This is a genomic window from Pseudomonas sp. S1_G07, from assembly GCF_054668565.1.
Map to the genome: position 1 here is coordinate 4,689,118 of NZ_CP162778.1, position 15,148 is coordinate 4,704,265.

The following is a 15,148-nucleotide window of genomic DNA, read 5'->3' on the forward strand; positions in this document are numbered from 1 at the left end:
AGATGGAATTTGCTTTCTATTTCGCATCGGGTATCGCGGTTGTGTCCACGCTTCGCGTGATCACCAACACCAACCCCGTGCACGCCCTGCTCTACCTGATCATTTCGCTGATCGCCGTGGCCATGACCTTCTTCAGCCTCGGCGCACCGTTCGCCGGCGTGCTCGAAGTGATCGCCTATGCCGGCGCCATCATGGTGCTGTTCGTGTTTGTGGTGATGATGCTCAACCTCGGGCCGGCTTCGGTCGCCCAGGAGCGCGTCTGGCTCAAGCCCGGCATCTGGCTCGGCCCGGTTGTCCTCGCAGCCCTGCTGCTGGGTGAACTGCTGTATGTGCTGTTCGCTCACCAGAGCGGCCAGGCCATCGGCCACACCACCGTGGACGCGAAAGCCGTGGGCATCAGCCTGTTCGGCCCGTACCTGCTGGTGGTCGAACTGGCGTCGATGCTGCTGCTCGCCGCAGCCGTCACCGCCTTCCACTTGGGCCGCAACGAAGCCAAGGAGCAATGACGATGCCTGCTATCCCTTTGGAGCATGGTCTGGCGGTCGCCGGCATCCTGTTCTGCCTTGGCCTGGTCGGCCTGATGGTTCGCCGTAACATCCTGTTCGTGTTGATGAGCCTGGAAATCATGATGAACGCTGCGGCACTGGCTTTCATTGTGGCGGGTGCACGTTGGGGCCAGCCGGATGGACAAGTGATGTTCATCCTGGTGATCAGCCTGGCAGCCGCCGAGGCCAGTATCGGCCTGGCGATCCTGCTGCAGCTGTATCGTCGCTTCCACACGCTTGATATCGACGCTGCCAGTGAGATGCGCGGATGAACATGATCTTTCTGACTTTCGTATTTCCCCTGATCGGTTTCCTGCTGCTGTCGTTCTCCCGTGGACGCTGGTCGGAAAACCTTTCTGCCCTGATCGGCGTGGGCTCCATTGGCCTGTCGGCCATCGTTGCCGCCTACGTCATCTGGCAATTCAACGTGGCGCCGCCGGAAGGCGGTCACTACACCCTGGTGCTGTGGCAGTGGATGTCGGTGGAAGGCTTCAAGCCCAACTTCGCCCTCTACGTCGACGGCCTGTCGATCACCATGCTCGGCGTGGTGGTGGGTGTGGGCTTCCTGATCCACCTGTTCGCGTCCTGGTACATGCGCGGTGAAGCGGGTTACTCGCGCTTTTTCTCGTACACCAACCTGTTCATCGCCAGCATGCTGTTCCTGGTGCTCGGCGATAACCTGTTGTTCCTGTACTTCGGCTGGGAAGGCGTGGGGCTGTGCTCGTACCTGTTGATCGGTTTCTACTACAGCAACCGCAACAACGGTAACGCGGCCCTCAAGGCGTTTATCGTCACGCGGATCGGCGATGTGTTCATGGCCATCGGCCTGTTCATCCTGTTCCAACAGGTCGGCACGCTGAATATCCAGGAACTGTTGGTGCTGGCGCCGCAGAAATTCCAGGTCGGTGACTTCTGGATCACCCTGGCCACGCTGATGCTGCTGGGCGGCGCCGTGGGTAAATCCGCGCAACTGCCGCTGCAAACCTGGCTGGCGGATGCGATGGCCGGCCCTACCCCGGTGTCGGCACTGATCCATGCCGCCACCATGGTGACCGCCGGTGTCTACCTGATCGCCCGTACCCACGGCCTGTTCACCCTGGCGCCGGACATCCTGCACCTGGTGGGCGTGGTGGGTGGCATCACCCTGGTACTGGCCGGCTTCGCCGCGCTGGTGCAGACCGACATCAAGCGGATCCTCGCCTATTCGACCATGAGCCAGATCGGCTACATGTTCCTGGCCCTGGGCGTCGGCGCCTGGGACGCGGCGATCTTCCACCTGATGACCCACGCCTTCTTCAAGGCCCTGCTGTTCCTGGCTTCCGGCGCGGTGATCGTGGCCTGCCACCACGAGCAGAACATCTTCAAGATGGGCGGCCTGTGGAAGAAACTGCCGCTGGCCTACGCCAGCTTCATCGTCGGTGGTGCCGCGCTCGCCGCCCTGCCGCTGGTGACCGCCGGTTTCTACTCCAAGGACGAAATCCTCTGGGAAGCCTTTGCCAGCGGTAACCAGAACCTGCTCTACGCGGGCCTGGTGGGTGCGTTCATGACCTCGCTGTACACCTTCCGCCTGATCTTCATCACCTTCCACGGTGAAGCCAAGACCGAAGCCCATGCAGGCCATGGCATCTCCCACTGGTTGCCGCTGTCGGTGCTGATCATCCTGTCGACCTTCATCGGCGCCCTGATCACCCCGCCACTGGCCGGTGTACTGCCGGAAAGCGCCGGCCATGCCGGCGGCGCCGCCAAGCACAGCCTGGAAATCGCCTCGGGCGCCATCGCCCTGGCCGGTATCCTGCTGGCGGCCCTGCTGTTCCTCGGCAAGCGTCGTTTCGTCACCGCCGTGGCCAACAGTGGCATCGGCCGCTTCCTTTCGGCCTGGTGGTTCGCCGCCTGGGGCTTCGACTGGATCTACGACAAACTGTTCGTCAAGCCTTACCTTGCCATCAGCCATGTACTGCGCAAAGACCCGCTCGACCAGACCATCGGTTTGATCCCGCGCGCCGCCAAAGGCGGTCACACCGCCCTGAGCCGCAGCGAAACCGGCCAATTGCGTTGGTATGCAGCTTCCATGGCGGCCGGTGCCGTTCTGGTGATCGGCGCCATCGTTGTGGTAGCGGTCTGACTATGCACATTGCGAACTTTGCGAACTTGCGAAAGGAAACGAGCCCGTCATGATTCTGCCCTGGCTAATCCTGATCCCCTTTATCGGCGGCCTGCTCTGCTGGATGGGTGAACGCTTCGGCGCCACCCTCCCCCGCTGGATTGCGTTGCTGACCATGTCCCTGGAACTCGCGCTCGGCCTCTGGCTGTGGGCCCATGGTGACTATTCATTTGCTCCGGCACCGGGTGTCGATCCCACCTTCGCGCTTGAATTCAAGCACGTGTGGATCCAGCGCTTCGGCATTAACGTGCACCTGGCCCTCGACGGCCTGTCGCTGTTGATGATCCTGCTGACCGGCCTGCTGGGTATCCTCTCGGTACTCTGCTCCTGGAAAGAGATCCAGCGTCACGTGGGCTTCTTCCACCTGAACCTGATGTGGATCCTGGGCGGCGTTGTCGGCGTGTTCCTCGCCCTCGACCTGTTCATGTTCTTCTTCTTCTGGGAAATGATGCTGGTGCCGATGTACTTCCTCATCGCGCTCTGGGGTCACAGCTCTTCGGACGGCAAGAAAACCCGGATCTACGCAGCGACCAAGTTCTTCATCTTCACCCAGGCTTCCGGCCTGATCATGTTGGTGGCGATCCTGGGGCTGGTACTGGTCAACTTCAACAACACCGGCGTGATCACCTTCAACTACGCCGACCTGTTGAAAACCAAGATGTCCCTGACCACCGAGTACATCCTGATGCTGGGTTTCTTCATCGCCTTCGCGGTGAAGCTGCCGGTGGTGCCGTTCCACTCCTGGCTGCCGGATGCCCACGCCCAGGCACCGACCGCCGGTTCCGTGGACCTGGCCGGTATCCTGCTGAAAACGGCGGCTTATGGCCTGCTGCGTTTCGCGTTGCCGCTGTTCCCGAACGCTTCGGCCGAGTTCGCGCCGATCGCCATGACCCTCGGCCTGATCGGGATCTTCTACGGGGCGTTCCTGGCCTTCGCTCAAACCGATATCAAGCGTCTGATTGCCTTCTCGTCCGTTTCCCACATGGGTTTCGTACTGATCGGCATCTACTCCGGCAGTCAGCTGGCGTTGCAGGGCGCGGTGATCCAGATGCTGGCCCACGGTGTGTCGGCGGCGGCGCTGTTTATCCTCAGCGGCCAGCTGTACGAGCGCCTGCATACCCGTGACATGCGTGAAATGGGTGGCGTGTGGTCGCGCATTGCGTATCTGCCGGCGATCAGCCTGTTCTTCGCCGCCGCGTCCCTGGGCTTGCCGGGTACCGGTAACTTCATCGGCGAGTTCCTGATCCTGATGGGTGCCTTCGTGCAAACGCCGTGGATCAGCGCCATCGCCACATCCGGCCTGGTGTTCGGTTCGGTCTACTCGCTGATCATGATCCACCGCGCGTATTTCGGCCCGGCCAAGTCGGACACCGTCCTGCACGGGATGGATGCCCGCGAACTGATCATGGTGCTCGGCCTGGCGGTACTGCTGATCTACATCGGCGTGTACCCGCAACCGTTCCTGGACACTTCTGCCGCAACGATGCATGGCGTGCAGCAGTGGTTCGGCACCGCCTTCTCTCAACTCGCTTCGGCCCGGTAAGAGCGCTATGGAATTCACGATCCAACACTTTATCGCGCTTGCGCCGCTGCTGATCACCAGCCTCACCATCGTGGTGGTGATGCTGGCGATCGCCTGGCGCCGCAATCACTCGCAAACGTTCCTGCTGTCCTGCGCCGGTCTGAACCTGGCCCTGCTGTCGATCATCCCGGCCCTCAAGGTCGCGCCCCTGGCGGTGACCCCGCTGATGATGGTCGATGACTTCGCGCTGCTGTATATCGCGCTGATCCTCGTCGCGACCCTGGCCTGCGTCACCCTCGCCCACGCCTACCTCGGCGAAGGCGGCACGGGCTACCCCGGCAACCGCGAAGAGCTGTACCTGCTGATCCTGCTGGCTGCGGCCGGCGGTATCGTGCTGGTCAGCGCGCAGCACCTGGCGGGCCTGTTCATCGGCCTGGAACTGCTGTCGATCCCGACCTACGGCCTGGTGGCCTATGCCTTCTTCAACAAGCGCTCCCTGGAAGCCGGCATCAAGTACATGGTGCTGTCCGCCGCCGGTTCCGCGTTCCTGTTGTTCGGTATGGCCCTGCTCTACGCCGAAGCCGGCAGCCTGAGCTTCACCGGTATCGGTCACGCCCTGGCCACCACCAACAGCCCCGCGCCGATTGCCCAATTGGGCCTGGCGATGATGCTGATCGGCCTGGCGTTCAAGCTGTCGCTGGTGCCGTTCCACCTGTGGACCCCGGACGTGTACGAAGGCGCCCCGGCACCCGTGGCCGCGTTCCTGGCTACCGCGTCGAAAGTGGCCGTGTTTGCGGTGATGGTGCGTCTGTTCCAGATCTCCCCTGCTGCCAATACCGGCGTGCTGAGCCATGTGCTGACCGTGATCGCCATTGCGTCGATCCTGTTCGGTAACCTGCTGGCCCTGACCCAGAACAACCTCAAGCGTCTGCTGGGTTACTCGTCCATCGCCCACTTCGGCTACCTGCTGATCGCCCTGGTGGCGAGCAAAGGCCTGGCCGTGGAAGCCATCGGCGTGTACCTGGTCACCTACGTGATCACCAGCCTCGGCGCGTTCGGTGTGATCACCCTGATGTCCTCGCCGTACAAAGGCCGCGATGCCGATGCCCTGTACGAATACCGTGGCTTGTTCTGGCGCCGTCCGTACCTGACTGCCGTACTGACCGTGATGATGTTGTCCCTGGCTGGCATTCCGCTGACCGCGGGCTTTATCGGCAAGTTCTACATCGTCGCGACCGGTGTCGAAGCCCACGAATGGTGGCTGGTTGCTTCGTTGGTACTGGGCAGCGCCATCGGCGTGTTCTACTACCTGCGCGTAATGGTCACCCTGTACCTGATCGAGCCGAACCTGCGCCGTGTGGATGCCGAGCTGCACTGGGAACAGAAAGCCGGTGGCGTGATGCTGCTGGCCATCGCCCTGCTCGCCTTCTTCCTGGGCGTGTACCCACAACCGTTGCTCACCCTGGTGCAGCACGCGGTACTGGGCGTTTGATCGCTGAGTCGATGCAGTAAACAGAACGGCGCCTTCGGGCGCCGTTTTTGCGTTCTGGGGAACAAGGTTTCAGCTGACGACACCCCTGTGGCGAGGAAACAAGCTCCCTACGCATTAGCCCGTATCAGGCGGTCAAGCTCGGCGCGAAGCTGCGGATGCGCCGGCAACCGAATCCCGAAGACGTTGCCAAGCACCTCCTGCAGTTCGTCAGCGCTCTCGATCGCACGCTTGTCACTCGGACGGTCAAGGTAGTGGATCGCGTAGCTTGCGTTATTCAAGGTATGACGCTTACCCGTTGCCAACCGTGCCACTTTCAACTGGCCGAGGAACGGCGAAGCCGGGTGAGTCGACACATACCAATTCCCGATTTCATAGTCGATGTCTGCCTGCACTTGCAGGTCGAACACATACAACCCCCGCCACTCGCCCGCCACCTCAGCCCACAAGGTGTAGCTGCGTTCCTGCTCATCGAAGCTCAGGCGGTAGGGTTCATGGGCGGTGGCCTGCACCCCTTGCGTGTCCAACTGCAACGGACTGCTGGGCACCATGCCGCCAAAACCGACGTCGGTGATGTAGCGCACACCGTCCAGGGTCACCAGGCTCAGGCGATGGGTACGGGCCGTGCGGGCATCCGGCGGTCCACCCATCACCACTCGGCCGGTGATACCACGGGCCTCGAACCCCAGCTCCAGCAACAACGCGAGGAACAGCTGGTTCAACTCATAGCAATACCCTCCGCGCCCCTCGAACAACACTTTTTGCTCGACGCTGGGCAAGTCAATCGGCACCGGCAACCGCAGCAGCGTCGACAGGTTTTCAAAGGCAAAGGTGCATACATGGCGCAGTTGCAGGTCTTGCAAGGCCTGCAACGTGGGTGGCGGCGGCGAGTCGTAGCCCAGGCGTTGCAGGTACAGGCGGCTATGGGTCAACTGGGGCATGGCGCGTTCCTTGGGCACCGGGTCAAGGCGTCACTATGCCGCCGCCGTGTGCAGGTTGTCATTTTGAATGAACCTTTTTGAATGCTTTTGCCTCCATTTATAACAAGACAGGGAGGCAACATGAGTACCGCAAAAATCTACACCATCCACTATCAACTGCATGGCAAGCCGAAATCGTTTGTCGTCCGTGCCGAAGTGATGAACAACGCCGAAGCGTGGCATTGGGCGGCCGTTGATGCCGACATTGCGCACGTCAGCCGTATCGGCCGGGTGGGCCATGAACAGGTGAAAAAGACTACTCGACCATGGGCCGAGAAGTACGGCATCACCGACGTCAAATGGACACCGCCCAAATAAAAAAAGCCCCGCTCGATGGCGGGGCCCTGACTACTTTTTCAAGTCGCCCAACGGATCGTAGGGCGGCTTTTTTTTCGCCTCATCCTTGTCCTTTTTATCCAACGGCGCGATGGCAGGGCCGACTGGATCGACCTGCGGGTCGGCGAGGTCCGGCGAGTCCGGGTCGAAGCCCAGCTCATCCTTGCCGCTGGCATGTTCGTTGGAAGGGGGGCCATCGGTGCGTGTGTTCATCACGGTCTCCTGTTAAAGCGGGCGAGCTTTGTCGTGGAGGTTTTCCAGGTCTTCTTCGACACGTTCCACGTCGTCTTCCGGGCCCCGCTCTTTCGGGTCGTTAGGGCGCAGCGCATCGTTGTCGCGCTCTTCTTCACCGGGTGTGCGATGCGGGTCGGGAGTACCGGGCGGGGGCTGCTTGTACTCGGGCATGATGGTTCACCTCTCGGGGGTTGGTGGCCTGCACAGGTTTAGAGAAAGCCCCATGCGCCATCGTTCAACTTGATTGCCGCACGGCGGCCCGCGCATGAGAAGATGCCGCCCTGCCCTATCCCCCTACATAGCCCAAGGAGATTGCCCCCGGATGTTCGAGCTCAAACCCTGCGACCCCGTCACCTACCGCCAACAGACCCGCCGCAGCACGCTGATCGTGGCCGTGCTGTTCGTGGCCTTGGCCATGCTGCTCTCAAGCCTGGCGGTGATGCTGTTCGGTGCGCCCGGCGCTGACAACTTTCGCTTCAATGTCGGGGGAGTATTCGCCGGGGTACTGATCACCCTCGCCCTGGTGCGCGGCCCCTTCTGGACCCAGCCGTGGCTGGCCCCGGCGGTGTATGGCTGGCAGCTCAAGCGCAACCTGATGCGCGTGACCAATGTGATGCACAAGGTCACGCAGGGCGTGCAGGCCAATGACCCGACGGCCCTGAAGGTGCTGCGGTTCTATCACCTGGGGCTGACGCAGATGCATGCGTTGGACGCCAACTCCAGCGCCCAGGCGCAACTGGTCGGCGAAATGCAGGCGCATGAAGCCCGGATGTTGGCGCTGGGGATCGAGATCGAGCAAACGCGCTTGGACCCTGCCTGGCTGGAACGTGTCAGAAGCGCTTAAACCAGCACCCCGATGCGCTGCTCATCCGGCCAGAACAGCGCCGCCTGACCGCAGGGGTTACCCGCGTCATCGAGCAGTGTCCACACCACCCCCGCGTGGATCATGAACGACTGATTATGCGCATCCACGCGCCAGCCGCTGTAGCCGTCGGCAATCCCATGGGCGGTGACGTGCTCGAGCAGCACCTGACGCGCGGCGCGATCAAGTTCCGAAGCGCTGAAACGCGAGGGCATGCCGATAAAGGTCTCGCGCGGGTACTTGAAACACGCCAAGGCGCAGTCATTTGCATAGGTAAATCGCGGGTCGCTCGCGCCATCGTGGGCCAGCAGGCTGTAGGGCGCCTTGCTGTGCAACCATGCCAGGCGCTGTTGCGGGTCCAGGTTCTCGAGAGCCGGCAGGCCCTGGCCGGTCCAGTGTCGATAAGCGTTATCCAGTACCCGTACACAGTCTTCTTCAAGGGGCATGCACACCTCACCTCGTCAGTCGGAAATCTTGGCCCGCCAGCAGAATAACGCACTCACCGCAATCGCCGCCCCCGCCAGGCCAAACACCAGGGGCGCCGCGGCCACCGGTAACAACAGGCCCGCCAGCAGCGGCCCGAGGCCCGCGCCGATATCACGCCACACCGCATTGGAGGCCAGGGCCGAAACCCGCATGGCACCGGGGTTGCGCTCGGCCACCAGGGTGGTCACCAACGGCAGTTGCAACGCGCGCAACACCAGCACCGCAGCCGCGCCGATAATCACCCACTCACTGCCGAACGCCGTCAGGGCCATGGCGCTCAAGAACGAAAACACCAACAGCATCGACGTGGCGCCAAACCGCTGGACCGCAAGACCGCCCAAGGAGCTCAGGAGCAACTCCGACAGGTAGCGCAGAGCCATCAGGCCGCCGGCGATCAACACCGCGTCGCCGCCCATGATCTTTTGCGCTTGAATCGACAGGCCAAAGATAAACAAGCCGTCCAGGGCCACGCCTTCGATAAACGACCACAGTGCCACACTGTCGGGCCACTTGAAGCGGCGCCCCGGCGTGCTGTGCAAATCATGGCCGGCGCTGGGCAAGCCGCGCGCCGCCCATACCCCCGCCAGGCAGCACCCGGCCAGAATCAGAAAGATCGGACGCGGCCCGGCCCATAATGTCAGCCAGCCACCAAGCGGCAGCGCCAGCATCGGCCCCAGGGCAATCAACGCCCGCGAACGCCCGGCCCGGCGCGCGGCGCCGAGCGGCTCGGAGGTCGCCAGCACTTGGGTCGACAGGTTCAACGCGGCAAAACACAGGCCCCACACCAGCCGCAGCCCCAACAACGCGGCGAAACCCGACAGCAGCGAATTGCCCAGCGCGCACAACGTCGCGGCGCCGGCGGCGATCATGCAGGTCAGGCGATCGCCGTGGCGCGCATAGAAACTCAGCACATGCCGGTAGCCGAAAATCCGTACCAGGCGGTTAGCCGCCAGCAACACCCCGGCCTGGGCCAAGGTGATGCCAAAGGCCTGGGACTCCATGGGCAGCAACAGGTAGAGCAACACGTCGCTGGGCAAGCATAGCGCCAGGGTCAAGGCCGCGCGGCGGGAGGTACGATCGGCAGTGGGTTGGACCTGGCTGGACATAAAACTGAAACATACCGAAATATTCAGGCGGCCAAGGTAGCCTCACGCGGCGCGTTTTGACAACGGTCCGTCACGCCTTTTTCTCATAAGGCAATAAACGCAAGCCACTGGCCACACTGCCCACCAAGGCAAATACACAGCCCAGCCACAGTGCATATTGCGGGCCGCTGGCCGAGAACAAGTGGAAACACAGTGCCACCAACGAAGCTCCCAATGTCTGCCCCAACAAACGCGAAATGGCCACGATGCCACTGGCGCCGCCACTGCGCGCCAACGGTGCACTGGTCATCAAGGCCTTGAGATTGGGCGACTGGAAGAAGCCGAAACCGGCGCCACACAATGCCATGCGCCAGCCAATATCAAAGGCGCTGGCGTCATTGCCCAAGGTCGCCAACGCGGCCATGCCCGCGCTCAACATCAACAGGCCGATACCGCACAACACGCCCAGCGACACACGGTCGGCCAAACGCCCGGCGACCAGCGCCATCACCGCCACCACGGCCGGCCACGGCGTCATCAGGAAGCCGGTTTGCACCTGGCTATGGCCAAGCACCGCCTGCAGCAGGAAGGGCAGCGACACAAAGGCCAGGCCCTGGGCGCTGAAGGCGCAGATTGCGGTAAGGGAAGACAGGGCAAACACCGGGCGCCTGAACAGGTCCAGGGCCAGCATCGGTGCCGGGTGGCCGGCCTGACGCCGCAGCAACAACCCGCCGCACACCAGTGCCAATGCCACCAGGCCCAGGGTCAGCGCGCCCTGGGCGCCATGCACCGCCGTGCCCAGGCCCAGCACCAGCAAGGCAAACAACCCGGCACACAACAACGCCGCAAAACGGTCGAACGCATGCCCGGTCATCGGCAGAGTCGGCAATGCACGCAAACCCAACCCCAGCGCCAACAGCCCCAGCGGTACGTTGACCAGGTACAGCCAGTGCCAGGTCGCCACCGACAGAATCGCCGACGCGGCGGTCGGCCCCAGGGTAAACGCCAGCCCCACCACCAGCGAGTTGTAGCCCAGGCCCCGGCCCAGCATCTTCGAGGGGTAGATATGCCGCAGCAACGCCGTGTTCACGCTCATGATCGCCGCCGCGCCCAGGCCCTGCACCACCCTCGCGGCGGTGAGGGTGACGAGCGAACCGGCCAGCCCGCAAACCAATGACGAGACGATAAACAACAGCAACCCGCCGAGGTACACCCGACGGTGCCCCAGCACGTCGCTCAACGATGCAAACGGCAGCACCGTGGCGATAATCGCCAACTGGTAGGCGTTGACCACCCAGATCACCGAGGCCGAATCGGTGCCAATCCCTTCGGCCAAGGTCGGCAATGCGGTGTTGACGATGGCGGTGTCCAGGGTCGCCATGCCGATCCCCAGGGAAATCGCGATCACCGCCGGCAGGCGTTTGTTGAGGGGCAGCCCATCGACAACAGAAGACATGAACGCTCCATACAGGGTGGCAAAGGCTTCTAGATTACGGGCAGCGGCGATTTATTTCAGCGACCGATGGCGTGGCTGTCCGAATGTTCATGTTCAGCCATGATTGCCCAGTGGCGGCGATCAGCCGGCCAGCGCGCCGAGGTCCAGACGCCCGTCCTTGAGGGGTGGGCACCAGTAGTAACCACCGGTCAACGGCGTGCTGATGCGGTACAGGCCATCGACAATCCCGTCTTCCAGGCCACTCATGCGGCGCAACTGGGCTTCGAACGCATCGAAGGAATGCCCGAAGGCGAGGAACATCAACCCCGCCTTGCCATTCTCGGCCCACGGCATCGAGCGGCGCACCACGAAGGCTTCGGGGCTGAAGCTTTCCTGGGCGGTGCGTTTGGTGTGGGCCGATGCCGGGGCATCTTCCAGCTCTTCGTTATCGCCATGGCGACGGCCGATGATGTGGTCGCGCTCCTGGGCGGGTAGCGCGGCGAATCCATCGAGGTCGTGCTGCCATTGCTGGATCGCGGCGAAGCTGGCGCCGCTGTCGGTCATGGCGGCTTCAACGGCGGCGTCGTCGTGGGGGTTTTCGGTGCCGTCTTCGTAGTCGGTGAGGTCGAAGCCGGTCTTGTAGCGGAACCCTTCGGTCGACTGCACGAGGTGAAATGCCGGGGCCAGGGCCTTCTCGAATACGCGACTGCGCAACAGCAATTCACCGCGATCCACGCCATGCAGCCACACCCACAGTGCTTGCTGGGTCGAGGGGTTGTGCGCGCCCGGCGCGCTGACGGTCGGAAATGGGCGCAGGCCGTCGATCCGGGCGCCCAGCGCGTTGACCAGCGGCTCACCGAAACCGACCACGGCCATCGAATCTGTCAGTTGCACCAGCGCGTCCAGCGCAGCGGGCACGGCCGCCAGCGTATCCACGGCAAAAAACAGATGACGTGCCTGCAAAGGCACTGGTGCGGCAAGAATGCCCGGCTGGTACTGACTCATGTGAACTCCTTCAAAAAAGGCGCGCAGTTTAACCGGCGCCCGCCGCCGTGCGTAGAGCAAAGCGCACAAGCCTTGCCATGGAGCCCGTTGTTGGGTGACTCTCTAGTCATGTTTTGCAACTATTCCAGGGGTAGCGACATGACCACCAGTAACCTGCTCGCCCAGCTGTTTCCCACCGACGCCGCCGATATTCCCGAGCAATACCGCCTGGCGGCCCCCATCGAACAGCGTGACTACCTGGTGGATGGCCAGTTGCAGGTCTGGAACGGCCCGTTGGCCCAGGTGCAGAGCCCGGTGCAATTGGGCGACCGTCGCGTGGTGATCGGCAGCACACCGTTGCTGGACGCCGCGACCGCCCTCACCGCCCTCGATGCCGCCGTGCGCGCCTATGACCGCGGCCAGGGCGAGTGGCCGACGATGCGCGTGGTCGAGCGTATCCAGCACGTGGAAACCTTCTTGCGCCGTATGCGCGAACAGCGCGACGCAGTGGTCAAGCTGCTGATGTGGGAAATCGGCAAGAACCTCAAGGACTCACAGAAAGAGTTCGACCGCACCTGCGACTACATTACCGACACCATCAATGCCCTCAAGGAGCTGGATCGGCGCAGCAGCCGCTTCGAACTGGAACAGGACACCCTCGGGCAAATCCGCCGCGTGCCGCTGGGCGTGGCGCTGTGCATGGGCCCCTACAACTACCCGCTCAATGAAACCTTCACCACGTTGATTCCGGCACTGATCATGGGCAACACCGTGGTGTTCAAGCCGGCCAAGCTCGGCGTGCTGTTGATCCGCCCGTTGCTGGAGGCGTTCCGCGACAGCTTCCCGGCCGGGGTGATCAACGTGATCTACGGCAGCGGCCGCGAAACCGTCAGCGCGCTGATGGCCAGCGGCAAGATCGATATCTTTGCGTTTATCGGCACCAACAAAGCCGCCAGCGACTTGAAGAAACTCCATCCCAAACCGCACCGCTTGCGCGCCGCCCTGGGGCTGGACGCGAAAAACCCCGGCATCGTGTTGCCCGAGGTGGACCTGGACAATGCCGTCAGCGAAGCGCTCACCGGCTCGCTGTCCTTCAATGGGCAGCGCTGCACCGCGTTGAAAATCCTGTTTGTGCATGAGGATGTGGTCGCCGGCTTTATCGAGAAATTCAACGCCAGACTGGCGACCCTCAAGCCTGGCATGCCGTGGGAAGACGGCGTGGCGCTGACGCCACTGCCCGAAGTGGGCAAGGTGGATTACCTCACCGAGTTGGTGACCGACGCCCAACAACACGGCGCCCAGGTGGTGAATGCCAATGGCGGCACCTGCCGTGGTTCATTCTTCTACCCGGCGGTGCTCTACCCGGTGAACCCGCACATGCGGGTGTACCACGAGGAACAGTTCGGCCCGGTGGTGCCCATCGTGCCCTACCGCGACCTGGCGACCGTGATCGACTACGTACTGGAGTCGGATTTCGGCCAGCAATTGAGTCTGTTCGGCACCAACCCGGAACAGGTCGGGCACCTGGTGGACATTTTTGCCAACCAGGTCGGTCGTATCAATATCAACGCCCAGTGCCAACGTGGGCCAGACACATTCCCCTTCAATGGGCGCAAGAACTCCGCCGAGGGCACGCTGTCGGTACATGACGCGCTGCGCGTGTTTTCGATCCGCACGCTGGTGGCGACCAAGTTCCAGGAGAGCAACAAGGCGCTGGTCAGCGAGATCCTGCGTAACCGTGATTCGAGCTTCCTGACCACCGACTACATTTTCTGAGCACGTCGCGACAGCCATGTGGAACTCGGTTCATGTAGGAGCTGGCTTGCCTGCGATGCAGGCGCTGGGGTCTTTCAGCCTGACCGAGGTGATGCCATCGCAGGCAAGCCAGCGCCTACACAAACCGGCTGCCCCCCTTGAGACCGTAATAGATTGATGAACCTGCCAGTATTCGCCCGGCGCCTGTTGCGCCCGCTGCTCGACCCGTACCGCCGCTACCGCCATGCCAAGCTGATCCACGCCGTGCGCGTGTCCATCGGCTTGCTGGCGACGATCCTGCTGACCACTGGCATCAACCTGCCCCACGGTGAGTGGGCGTCGGTGACCATGCTGATCGTGATCGGCGGGCTGCAGCACCATGGCAATATCGGCAAGAAAGCCGTGGAGCGTGCCTACGGCACCTTGATCGGCGCCAGCGTCGGCTTGCTGTTGGTGGTGCAACAGGCCTACTTCGGCCTGCCGTTGCTGACCTATCTGCTGATGTCGGTGGTGTGCGGGTTCTTTTCCTACCACGCCATCGGCAAGGGCGGTTATATCGCCTTGCTGTCGGCGATCACCGTGTTCATCGTCGCCGGTCATGGCGACAACCCGTTGTCGGACGGGTTGTGGCGCACCGTCGACATCCTGATCGGCATCGTGTTGGCACTGGCATTCTCGTTCGCCCTGCCGCTGTACGCGGTGTATTCGTGGCGCTACAACCTGGCCAGTGCGTTGCGTGACTGCGCACAGATCTACAGCCGCATCATCGGCGGCCAATCGGTCACCGATGACGAACACCTCAGGCTGCTCAACCGTCTGAACGCGGCGATGCTGCAACTGCGTTCGCTGATGCCGTCGGTGTCCAAGGAAGTGCGCATCTCCATGACCGAGCTGGACACGATCCAGCGGCACCTGCGCCTGTGCATCAGCACCCTGGAGATTCTCGGCAACACCCGGCCGGACCCACGCGACCAACAGGCCACCGCGCGCATGCAACTGATGTTGAAGGCCGAGCATCGGCAGATCCGGGTGCAGTTGGTGGGGATGGCGCGGGCGTTGAAGTCGGGGGTGACGGAGCGTCTTGAGCGGCCCGGCGCGGTACCGTCGGTGGCACCGGGGTTGAAGGCCCCTATAGAGAACGCTTCGGATGGTTATCAACTGCTGACGCTGCAGTTGGCGGGCAACATTGACGGCATGCGCCAGCGGTTGGTTAAAACCGCCGGGGCCTGGAGGATTTAAAATGCAGGCAAAAAAACGGGGCAACCGACTTAAGT

General features: G+C 62.7%; 16 protein-coding genes. 9 read left to right on the plus strand and 7 right to left on the minus strand.

The features are described from left to right. The first annotated feature begins 2 nt into the window (after positions 1-2). From nuoJ to nuoN, 5 genes are read left to right on the plus strand one after another with little or no spacing between them, the layout of a single operon-like run. Complete coding sequence (nuoJ, locus tag AB4O05_RS21270; RefSeq protein WP_016974048.1) at positions 3-506, plus strand: NADH-quinone oxidoreductase subunit J; 504 nt, start codon at positions 3-5, stop codon at positions 504-506. A 2-nt stretch (positions 507-508) separates the two neighbouring features. Beyond that, positions 509-817 (plus strand): NADH-quinone oxidoreductase subunit NuoK, encoded by a 309-nt coding sequence (gene nuoK, locus AB4O05_RS21275; protein ID WP_003174727.1) that lies wholly within the window; start codon positions 509-511, stop codon positions 815-817. Beyond that, positions 814-2,667, plus strand: a complete 1,854-nt coding sequence (gene nuoL, locus AB4O05_RS21280; protein WP_460135472.1) for an NADH-quinone oxidoreductase subunit L — start codon at positions 814-816, stop codon at positions 2,665-2,667. Before nuoK ends, nuoL begins: the two co-directional genes overlap by 4 nt. 49 nt (positions 2,668-2,716) lie before the next feature. Further along, complete coding sequence (gene nuoM, locus AB4O05_RS21285) at positions 2,717-4,249, plus strand: NADH-quinone oxidoreductase subunit M (protein ID WP_460135471.1); 1,533 nt, start codon at positions 2,717-2,719, stop codon at positions 4,247-4,249. Between the two features lie 7 nt (positions 4,250-4,256). Then, the gene (nuoN, locus tag AB4O05_RS21290) at positions 4,257-5,720 is read left to right on the plus strand and encodes an NADH-quinone oxidoreductase subunit NuoN (RefSeq protein ID WP_460135469.1); all 1,464 of its coding nucleotides are present in this window, start codon (positions 4,257-4,259) and stop codon (positions 5,718-5,720) included. Between the two features lie 107 nt (positions 5,721-5,827). On the opposite strand, the gene AB4O05_RS21295 is transcribed toward nuoN, so the two are convergent. Further along, positions 5,828-6,658, minus strand: a complete 831-nt coding sequence (locus AB4O05_RS21295) for an arylamine N-acetyltransferase family protein (RefSeq protein ID WP_460135467.1) — start codon at positions 6,656-6,658, stop codon at positions 5,828-5,830. A 120-nt stretch (positions 6,659-6,778) separates the two neighbouring features. Between AB4O05_RS21295 and AB4O05_RS21300 the strand changes: the two genes are divergently transcribed. Then, positions 6,779-7,015 carry a DUF6555 family protein gene (locus AB4O05_RS21300; RefSeq protein ID WP_460135465.1) on the plus strand — a complete coding sequence of 79 codons (237 nt, stop codon included), beginning with the start codon at positions 6,779-6,781 and terminating at the stop codon, positions 7,013-7,015. Positions 7,016-7,045: 30 nt separating this feature from the next. Here the strand turns inward: AB4O05_RS21300 and AB4O05_RS21305 are convergent, their stop codons facing one another. Both AB4O05_RS21305 and AB4O05_RS21310 read right to left on the minus strand, forming a co-directional pair. Further along, positions 7,046-7,246, minus strand: a complete 201-nt coding sequence (locus AB4O05_RS21305; RefSeq protein ID WP_460135463.1) for a DUF6021 family protein — start codon at positions 7,244-7,246, stop codon at positions 7,046-7,048. Positions 7,247-7,258: 12 nt separating this feature from the next. Continuing rightward, positions 7,259-7,438, minus strand: a complete 180-nt coding sequence (locus AB4O05_RS21310; protein WP_460135461.1) for a hypothetical protein — start codon at positions 7,436-7,438, stop codon at positions 7,259-7,261. A gap of 151 nt (positions 7,439-7,589) precedes the next feature. Between AB4O05_RS21310 and AB4O05_RS21315 the strand changes: the two genes are divergently transcribed. After that, a complete protein-coding gene (locus AB4O05_RS21315; RefSeq protein ID WP_460135460.1) occupies positions 7,590-8,111 on the plus strand; it encodes a DUF3087 domain-containing protein in 522 nt (173 codons plus the stop codon). On the opposite strand, the gene AB4O05_RS21320 is transcribed toward AB4O05_RS21315, so the two are convergent. The 4 genes from AB4O05_RS21320 to AB4O05_RS21335 all read right to left on the minus strand — a co-directional run bounded on the left by AB4O05_RS21320 (position 8,108) and on the right by AB4O05_RS21335 (position 12,140). Continuing rightward, positions 8,108-8,575 carry an MEKHLA domain-containing protein gene (locus AB4O05_RS21320; RefSeq protein WP_460135458.1) on the minus strand — a complete coding sequence of 156 codons (468 nt, stop codon included), beginning with the start codon at positions 8,573-8,575 and terminating at the stop codon, positions 8,108-8,110. The two genes, AB4O05_RS21315 and AB4O05_RS21320, sit on opposite strands and share 4 nt — an antisense overlap. Positions 8,576-8,590: 15 nt before the next feature. Continuing rightward, on the minus strand, positions 8,591-9,721 hold the full coding sequence (locus AB4O05_RS21325) for an MFS transporter (RefSeq protein ID WP_460135456.1): 1,131 nt from the start codon (positions 9,719-9,721) through the stop codon (positions 8,591-8,593). 70 nt (positions 9,722-9,791) lie between these two features. Continuing rightward, entirely contained in the window at positions 9,792-11,156 is a 1,365-nt protein-coding gene (locus AB4O05_RS21330; protein ID WP_460135455.1) for an MFS transporter, read from the minus strand. A 120-nt stretch (positions 11,157-11,276) separates the two neighbouring features. Then, positions 11,277-12,140 carry a Dyp-type peroxidase gene (locus tag AB4O05_RS21335; protein ID WP_460135453.1) on the minus strand — a complete coding sequence of 288 codons (864 nt, stop codon included), beginning with the start codon at positions 12,138-12,140 and terminating at the stop codon, positions 11,277-11,279. A gap of 138 nt (positions 12,141-12,278) precedes the next feature. Here AB4O05_RS21335 and AB4O05_RS21340 point away from each other — a divergent pair, with 138 nt between their 5' ends. Together AB4O05_RS21340 and AB4O05_RS21345 are read left to right on the plus strand one after the other, a co-directional pair. Continuing rightward, on the plus strand, positions 12,279-13,895 hold the full coding sequence (locus AB4O05_RS21340; RefSeq protein WP_460135451.1) for an NADP-dependent glyceraldehyde-3-phosphate dehydrogenase: 1,617 nt from the start codon (positions 12,279-12,281) through the stop codon (positions 13,893-13,895). A 156-nt stretch (positions 13,896-14,051) separates the two neighbouring features. Continuing rightward, a complete protein-coding gene (locus tag AB4O05_RS21345; RefSeq protein ID WP_460135449.1) occupies positions 14,052-15,113 on the plus strand; it encodes an FUSC family protein in 1,062 nt (353 codons plus the stop codon). The last annotated feature ends 35 nt before the right edge of the window (positions 15,114-15,148 follow it).